Consider the following 7,330-nt stretch of genomic DNA (forward strand, 5'->3'; position numbering starts at 1 on the left):
GTCTCGATGTTGCCGCCGGCCTTGAGGCCGAACATGGTCCCGCGGTCGTAGAGCAGGTTGAACTCCACGTAGCGGCCGCGGCGCATCAGCTGCTCGGCGCGGTCCTCCTCGGTCCAGGGCTCGTTCATCCGGTGGCGGACGATCTTCGGATAGACGTCGAGGAACGCCTCGCCCACGGCGCGGGTGAAGGCGAAGTCGCGCTCGAAGTCGCCGGAGTTGTGCCGGTCGTAGAAGATTCCGCCGACGCCGCGCGGCTCGCCGCGGTGCGGCAGGAAGAAGTACTCGTCGCACCAGGCCTTGTAGCGTTCGTACCAGTCCGGGTCGTAGGCGTCGCAGGCCGCCTGCATCGCGGCGTGGAACAGCACCGCGTCGTCGGCCTCCTGGCTGCGCTGCTCGTCCAGCGTCGGCGTCAGGTCCGCGCCGCCGCCGAACCAGCTCTCGGCGGTCGACAGGAAGCGGGTGTTCATATGCACCGTCGGCACTCTGGGCGAACGCGGGTGGACGATCAGGCTGATGCTGGCCGAGACGTAGGACGGGTCCTTGTCGGCGCCCGGCATGGTGGCGGCCATCTCGGGCGAGAAGCGGGCCGTGGCCGACGAGGTGTGCACCCCGGCCTTTTCGAACAGCCGGCCTGCGAAGTGGCCGCCGACGCCGCCGCCGGTCCCGGTCTCCCGCGTCCAGGGGCGCAGGTCGAAGCGGCCGGACGCGTCGGGGTAGAGCTCGTCCGGCGCCTCGTCTTCCAGACGTTCGAGTTCCGCCACGATCCGCTGCTGCAGGGCCTCGAACCACTGCCTGGCGCGGGCGCGGCGCTCTTCGATCTCGGGGGGCAGTGAGGTGGGAACTGGGGACATGGGGCTGCTTGCTAGCCGGTCGGCGCGGCGGTTGGAAAGCCTTTGGTCTGCCGCAGCGCCTCGGAAAGTGCGATCGCCGCGCTCACCGTGAGGTTCAGCGACCGGGCGCCGGGCTGAAGCGGGATGAACAGCCGTGCGTCGGCCGCGGCATGCACCTCGTCGGGAACGCCGGCGCTCTCGCGGCCGAACAGCAGGGTGTCGCCGGCACGGAATTCGAAGGCGTGGAAGGGCGCGGCCCCCTTGGTCGTGAACAGCAGCAGCCGGCCGGCCTTGCGCTCGGGCGCGCTGAGGAAATCGCTCCAGCCGGGACGCCTGACCATCTCTGCCAGGGCCCCGTAGTCCATCGCCGCGCGGCGCACGCCGGCGTCGGAAAGCGGGAAGCCGCAGGGCTCGATCACCTCCACCGGGACGCCAAGGCAGGCGCCAAGCCGCAGGGCGGCGCCGAGGTTTTGCGGAATGTCCGGTTGAAAAAGGGCCAAACGCATTCTAAGCGATCCGCGACGGGTTAAGCCGGGCCGGGAAAACGAATCACGGAAGGAACTGCGCGAGCGCTTCCGGTGAGTGCGTTGCGTGCAGGCCTGTCGTGACTTTTTAAGGCCTTACCGGAACGTCCGGTAGGGTCCAAGGACGTAGGCCCCAATGTGTTCGGGGCTTCGAAACGAAGGGTAGCTTTAGGTGGCCGACACCGTCGTGGGCGCAAATCCCGATCCGCATGCTTCGGGCCCATCCCTTGTAGGGGAGGACCCGAACCGTCGCGACTTCATCCATATCGCCGCCGGCGTCGCGGCCGTGGGCCTGGCCGGCGGTCTCGCCTGGCCGTTCATCGACCAGATGAACCCGGCCGGCGACACGCTCGCGCTGGCGTCCATCGAGTTCGATCTTTCCAAGGTCGTCGAAGGCCAGCAGGTGGTGGTGAAGTGGCGCGGCAAGCCGCTGTTCGTTCGCTACCGCACGCCCAAGGAAATCGAGGCGGCGATCAAGGACGATCACGCCGACCTGCGCGATCCCGCCACCGACGAGAGCCGCCACAAGCCCGGCAAGCCGCAATACCTGGTGCTGATCGGCGTCTGCACCCACCTGGGCTGCGTGCCGACCTTCGGCCAAGGCGAGTACGGCGGCTGGCTCTGCCCCTGCCACGGCTCGGTCTACGACACCTCCGGGCGGATCCGCAAAGGCCCCGCGCCGCTGAACCTGGCGGTCCCGGACTACGCCTTCCTCTCGGACACCAAGGTCAAGGTCGGCTGATCAGATGAGCGGACATTCCACCTACGAGCCGAAGACCGGCTTCGAGCGCTGGCTCGACATGCGGCTGCCGATCGTTCGGTTTGCAAGCGACACCATCCTGACGTTCCCGACGCCGAAGAACCTCAACTACTGGTGGACCTTCGGGGGCGTGCTTTCGCTGATGCTGGCGATGCAGATCGTCACCGGCATCATCCTGGCGATGCACTACGTGCCGCACGTCGACTACGCCTTCAATTCGGTCCAGCGGATCATGCGCGACGTCAACTACGGTTGGCTGATCCGCAACGTGCACGCCACCGGCGCGTCGATGTTCTTCCTGGCGGTCTACATTCACATCTTCCGCAACCTCTACTACGGCTCCTACAAGGCGCCGCGCGAGGTGCTGTGGATCCTCGGCTGCATCATCTACCTGCTGATGATCATCACCGCCTTCATGGGCTACGTCCTGCCCTGGGGTCAGATGAGCTTCCACGGCGCGGTGGTGATCACCAACCTGCTGGGCGCGTTCCCGATCGTCGGCAACTCCATCACCACCTGGCTCTGGGGCGGCTTCGCGGTGGACGACCCGACGCTCAACCGCTTCTTCTCGCTACACTACCTGCTGCCGTTCGTGATCGCGGGCGTCGTCGCCCTGCACATCTGGGCGCTGCACGTGCCGGGCAACAACAACCCGACCGGCGTGAACGTGAAGTCCAAGGAGGACACCGTCCCCTTCCACCCGTACTACACGGTGAAGGACGGCTTCGCGATTTCGGTCTTCCTGATCATGTACGCGGTGTTCGTCTTCTACCTGCCCGACGCCCTGGGCGACGTGGTCAACAACGTGAAGGCGAACCCGCTGCAGACGCCGCAGCACATCGTGCCCGAGTGGTACCTGCTGCCGTTCTACGCGATCCTGCGGGCCGTTCCGAACAAGCTGATGGGCGTCATCCTGATGTTCGGGGCCATCGGCACTCTGTTCGTGCTGCCTTGGCTCGACACTTCCAAGGTGCGCTCCATGCGCTACCGGCCGACGGCCAGGCTCTACTACTTCATCTTCATCCTGGCCTGCCTGGTGCTGGGCCTCTGCGGGGCGCGCGCGCCGGACGACCTGGTGATCCCAGGCGTCTCGGGCCCGCAGCTGCTGGACTCGAACCTCAACAGCTACGTCTGGCTGTCGCGCATCGGGGCCCTCTACTACTTCGCCTACTTCTGGGTGATCACCCCGCTCCTGGGGCTCACCGAGACACCGCTGCCGGTGCCGGAGTCGATCTCCTCGCCCGTCCTGTCACATCCCGCCTCCGCCCCTGCCGGCGCCGTGGCGTCGCCTGAAAAAAGAGGTTGAGCCTGATGCTGCGCAAAGGCTTCGCGTTCGCGGCGCTCGGGCTTGCTCTGCTGGCTGGTCCGGCGTTCGCGGCCACCACCCAGGAAGAGCCGAAGGCGCTCGAATGGTCCTTCAACGGCCCGTTCGGCAAGTTCAACCAGGAACAGGTCCAGCGGGGCTACAAGGTCTATCGGGAGGTCTGCTCGGCCTGCCACGCGATGGACCTGATGTACTTCCGCAACCTCGGTCAGAAGGGCGGGCCGTTCTACGACCCGAAGTACCCGAACCCCAACAACAGTCCGGTCGTGAAATCCCTGGCCCACGACATCCAGGTCAAGGACATCGACACCGACACCGGCGACCCGATCTCGCGGCCCGGCACGCCGGCCGACAAGTTCCCCGCGCCGTTCCCCAACGAATATGCTGCGCGCGCCTCCAACGGCGGCTCCCTGCCGCCCGACCTGTCGATGATGGCCAAGGCCCGTGAGGGCGGTCCCGACTACATCTATTCCCTGCTGAGCGGCTTCAGGAACCCGCCACCCGGGCTGAAGCTGGCGGCGGGCAAGTACTACAACCCCTACTATCCGGGCGACCTCACCTCCAGCTGGAGCGGCCCGCCGAGCAAGGTCCCCGTGGGCGGCGCGATCAGCATGCCGCCGCCACTGACCAACGGCAAGGTGACCTTCGACGACGGCACGCCTTCGACGGTGCAGCAGGAGGCCAAGGACGTGGCCGCCTTCCTGGCCTGGGCCGCCGAGCCGAAGATGGAAGAGCGCAAGACCTTCGGCCTGGGCGCGATGATCTACCTGCTGATCTTCTCGGTGCTGCTGTGGTTCAGCTACAAGCAGATCTGGAGGAACGTCGCCCACTAGGCGGTCGGTTTCCCAACTCGGATGAGGGCCTCGGCGCGAGCCGGGGCCCTTTTCATTTCCCCAGGTGTCATCCCGGAAAGCGCGGAGCGCTTGTCCGGGATGACACCTCAGGGGTTGGGCTCGCCGAGCAGCAGCTTGCCCGCCGGAAAGTCGAAGCGCAGACGGAAGCGGGAGAGCAGGGGGGCGCCGATCTCGCCGGCCAGGTCCGGGTCCTCGGCCTTCAGCAGGCCCGCCGGCAGGTCCTCCGAGAGCGCGCCGGCGAAGGACAGGGCCCGCAGGCGCGGCCGCAGCACGCCATAGGGATAGAGCTCCTTGGGCCTGGCCGCTCCCGGCGCGGCGGCCACCGCGTCGCTCAGGCGCACGGCGGTGTCGCCGCCGGTGGCGGGCGCGAACGGGCCGGCGAGGGTGCGCGGTCCGTCGGAGGCCGCCGCGGTCACCACCGGCCGATCGGCGATCCAGCTCATCGGCAGGGCCGTCTGCGACCGGAACCGCGGCGCACGGCCGGCCGGCGCCAGCGCGATCCGGCAGGGCGCAAAGCTCACGTCCAGCACATAGTCGCGCAGCACGTCGGCTCCGATGACACCGGCGATGGGTGTGGGCAGGGCGCCGGTGCGCAGGTCGAGGTCGGCCACCATCACGGCCTTGCCCTGGCTCGCCACGCCCGCCAGCCGCACCTCGCCGGTCAGCGCGGTGTCGGCGAAGCCCGCCGCCTGGGCCTGGCTCTCGGCCAGCAGAGTGTGCGGCGTCGCGGTGTCCAGGATGTAGTCGCCGGGCACGCCCATCACCTCGGCGCCCACCACCACCACGCCGTTCTCGAACCAGCAGACCGCCTCTCCCGCGAAGGCACGCGTCGCGGCGAACGCCAGCAGGGCGAAAAGGGCGAGGCTTGAGCGAGTCACGGTCGGATCACAGGCAAACCATAGCCAAGCATGCGGTCCACGGCGACGGCGCCTTACCTCCGCCCAAAGCCCTTCTACAATCCGGCGCATGACCTTCACGCCCGCCTGGCGGAACTTCAAGCGGATGCAGGACCTGACGGTGGCGGCCGCCAGCCTGATCTACGCCGCCGCGGTGATCGACGCGCTCGGCCGGCTGCCCGGCGGGCCGGCCATCACCCTGCAGTGGACCCTGCTGTGGCCGGCCGCCTACCTGGGCTTTTCCCTGGCCATCCCGCTGCTGGTCACGCCCCTGAAGCGCTGGCTCGCCAAGTACGTCTGGATGAGCTTCCAGGCAGGCTTCGGCCAGACGCCGGGTTCGGTGGTGCTGGGCGTGGCGCTGCTGCTGGGCGCCGGCCTCTTCACCTACGAAGAGGTGGGCCGCGCGGCGCGGGCCGGCCAGGCCGGCGCCAACGTCTTTTCCGCCTACGCCGCCGGCATCGGCATCCTGGCGGCCCAGGCGATCCTGGCCCGCGCCCTGGAGCGGGTGCCGGCCATCCGTGAGAAGATCGAGGAGAGGTCCTAGACCTCCCCGCGCACGCCGCTGTTGCGCGCGAAGTGGGCGAGGGTGCGCAGCTTCGAGAGCCGCGCGGAGTCCTCATGGTGGGCGTTGGGCGCCACGAAGGCGTGGCCGGCCTCGTACATGTAGACCGGCAGGTCGGGATGGGCGGCGCGGATGGCCTCCACGCCGGCCGGCGGGATCAGCTCGTCATGCTTGCCCAGGTGCAGGATCGTCGGGACCCGCGGCGCCTCGGCCAGATAGCCCGCGATCTGGCCGCCGTAGAACGAGGCGACCGCCGCCAGGCCCGAGCACCGCGCCGCCGCCAGCCAGGCGGTCGTGCCGCCGAAGCAGAAGCCCAGGGCGAACACCGGCGGCTCGAGCGCGTCGATCGCCGCCTGCACCGCGTCCAGCACCCCGGCGCCCCAGTGGGTCCGCTCGCCGAAGTCCATCTGCCGGGCCAGCAGCGCCGGGTCGACATCCCGCGCGGCGAAGCCCGCCTGGAAGCGGTCGAACAGGCTGGGGACCAGGGTCTCGTAGCCCAGCTCGGCATAGTCGTCGGCCAGCGCGCGCAGGTGCGGCGTCACTCCCCAGATGGCGTGCAGGATGACGAGCCCCCCGCGGCGCGCGTCGCTGACGCCCGCGCGATAGGCCGCGAACTGGAAACCATCCGCGGCGCTGGTTAGGCGGACGATCTCGCCCACCGGACTCAGGCCTTGTCGAACAGCTCGAGGGTGAGGTGGCGGGCGCGGTCGGCGGCCTCGGCGTTGTAGCGCTCCGGGCTCTCATTGTTGAAGCCGTGGCCGGCGCCGTCGTAGATGTAGACCCGCACGTCCGGATTGTGCTCGGCGACCGCGGCGGCCACCTCGTCGGCGGGAATGCCGGCGTCCATGCGGCCGAGGTGTACGATCACCGGGCAGGCGGGGTTGATCGAGGCGTTCGCCTTGACCATGCTGCCGTAATAGCTGGACGCGGCCGCGAGGCCATCGACGCGCGCCGAGGCCAGCCAGGCGAGCGAGCCGCCGTAGCAGTAGCCCACCACGCAGACCTTCTGGCCGTGGTCCTTGAGGAAGTCGCGGCAGGCCGCGATGTCGTCCATCGCCTGCTCGATCGGGGTGCCCATGGCGTGGGCGACGCCGGCCTGGATCCCCTCGGGGTCGTGGTGGGCGATGAACCCCGGCTCGCGGCGGTCGAAGAGCGACGGCGCGATCGCCTCATAGCCCATCTTCGCCCAGCGCTCGACGTCGGCGCGCACGTGCTCGTCGATGCCGAAGATCTCCTGGAGGACAATCACCCCGCCCTTGCGCGGCGTGAAGGCGGGCTCGTGGTAGGCGTTGAACTCGAAACCGTCGGCGCCCGTGATCTTGATCGTCTCGGCCATGCTCGCTCTCTTGTCAGACGTTGAAGCGGAAGTTCATCACGTCTCCGTCCTGGACGACATACTCCTTGCCCTCCTGGCGGAATTTGCCGGCCTCGCGCGCGCCGGCCTCGCCCTTCAGCCGGACGTAGTCCTGGTAGGCGATGGTCTCGGCGCGGATGAAGCCCTTCTCGAAGTCGGTGTGGATGACGCCGGCGGCCTGCGGGGCGGTGTCGCCCTTGTGGATCGTCCAGGCCCGCGCCTCCTT

Annotated in this window: 10 protein-coding genes; 4 read left to right on the top strand and 6 right to left on the bottom strand. The window is 68.7% G+C overall.

Annotation, left to right across the window (positions count from 1 at the left end; all coding sequences use genetic code 11):
* Positions 1–851: oxygen-dependent coproporphyrinogen oxidase (gene hemF, locus JWP28_RS15230; RefSeq protein ID WP_299544185.1), on the bottom strand; the 851-nt coding region annotated here is incomplete at its 3' end.
* Positions 852–862: 11 nt separating this feature from the next.
* Complete coding sequence (locus tag JWP28_RS15235; protein WP_299544187.1) at positions 863–1,336, bottom strand: tRNA (cytidine(34)-2'-O)-methyltransferase; 474 nt, start codon at positions 1,334–1,336, stop codon at positions 863–865.
* A gap of 205 nt (positions 1,337–1,541) precedes the next feature.
* On the opposite strand from JWP28_RS15235, the gene petA reads away from it, so the two are divergent.
* From petA to JWP28_RS15250, 3 genes are read left to right on the top strand one after another with little or no spacing between them, the layout of a single operon-like run.
* Entirely contained in the window at positions 1,542–2,096 is a 555-nt protein-coding gene (gene petA, locus JWP28_RS15240) for a ubiquinol-cytochrome c reductase iron-sulfur subunit (protein WP_299544198.1), read from the top strand.
* Between the two features lie 4 nt (positions 2,097–2,100).
* A complete protein-coding gene (locus JWP28_RS15245; protein ID WP_299544188.1) occupies positions 2,101–3,420 on the top strand; it encodes a cytochrome b N-terminal domain-containing protein in 1,320 nt (439 codons plus the stop codon).
* Positions 3,421–3,425: 5 nt separating this feature from the next.
* Entirely contained in the window at positions 3,426–4,271 is an 846-nt protein-coding gene (locus JWP28_RS15250; RefSeq protein WP_299544189.1) for a cytochrome c1, read from the top strand.
* A gap of 107 nt (positions 4,272–4,378) precedes the next feature.
* Here the strand turns inward: JWP28_RS15250 and JWP28_RS15255 are convergent, their stop codons facing one another.
* Positions 4,379–5,170, bottom strand: a complete 792-nt coding sequence (locus JWP28_RS15255) for a hypothetical protein (RefSeq protein ID WP_299544191.1) — start codon at positions 5,168–5,170, stop codon at positions 4,379–4,381.
* 88 nt (positions 5,171–5,258) lie between these two features.
* Between JWP28_RS15255 and JWP28_RS15260 the strand changes: the two genes are divergently transcribed.
* A complete protein-coding gene (locus tag JWP28_RS15260; protein ID WP_299544193.1) occupies positions 5,259–5,732 on the top strand; it encodes a hypothetical protein in 474 nt (157 codons plus the stop codon).
* On the opposite strand, the gene JWP28_RS15265 is transcribed toward JWP28_RS15260, so the two are convergent.
* The 3 genes from JWP28_RS15265 to JWP28_RS15275 form a co-directional block, all read right to left on the bottom strand.
* On the bottom strand, positions 5,729–6,409 hold the full coding sequence (locus JWP28_RS15265) for a dienelactone hydrolase family protein (protein ID WP_299544195.1): 681 nt from the start codon (positions 6,407–6,409) through the stop codon (positions 5,729–5,731). The two genes, JWP28_RS15260 and JWP28_RS15265, sit on opposite strands and share 4 nt — an antisense overlap.
* A 5-nt stretch (positions 6,410–6,414) precedes the next feature.
* Entirely contained in the window at positions 6,415–7,086 is a 672-nt protein-coding gene (locus JWP28_RS15270) for a dienelactone hydrolase family protein (protein WP_299544196.1), read from the bottom strand.
* Positions 7,087–7,099: 13 nt separating this feature from the next.
* Positions 7,100–7,330 (bottom strand): DUF933 domain-containing protein (locus JWP28_RS15275; RefSeq protein ID WP_299544197.1); only part of this gene is annotated, 231 nt, incomplete at its 5' end.

The organism is Phenylobacterium sp., from assembly GCF_028290885.1.
Taxonomy (GTDB): domain Bacteria; phylum Pseudomonadota; class Alphaproteobacteria; order Caulobacterales; family Caulobacteraceae; genus Phenylobacterium.

What these genes read in the sequence shown, in the direction of transcription:
- JWP28_RS15235 (WP_299544187.1), bottom strand. Translation starts at nt 1,336, where the DNA reads ATGCGTTTGGCCCTTTTTCAACCGGACATTCCGCAAAACCTCGGCGCC.
- JWP28_RS15245 (WP_299544188.1), top strand. Translation starts at nt 2,101, where the DNA reads ATGAGCGGACATTCCACCTACGAGCCGAAGACCGGCTTCGAGCGCTGG.
- JWP28_RS15250 (WP_299544189.1), top strand. Translation starts at nt 3,426, where the DNA reads ATGCTGCGCAAAGGCTTCGCGTTCGCGGCGCTCGGGCTTGCTCTGCTG.
- JWP28_RS15260 (WP_299544193.1), top strand. Translation starts at nt 5,259, where the DNA reads ATGACCTTCACGCCCGCCTGGCGGAACTTCAAGCGGATGCAGGACCTG.
- JWP28_RS15270 (WP_299544196.1), bottom strand. Translation starts at nt 7,086, where the DNA reads ATGGCCGAGACGATCAAGATCACGGGCGCCGACGGTTTCGAGTTCAAC.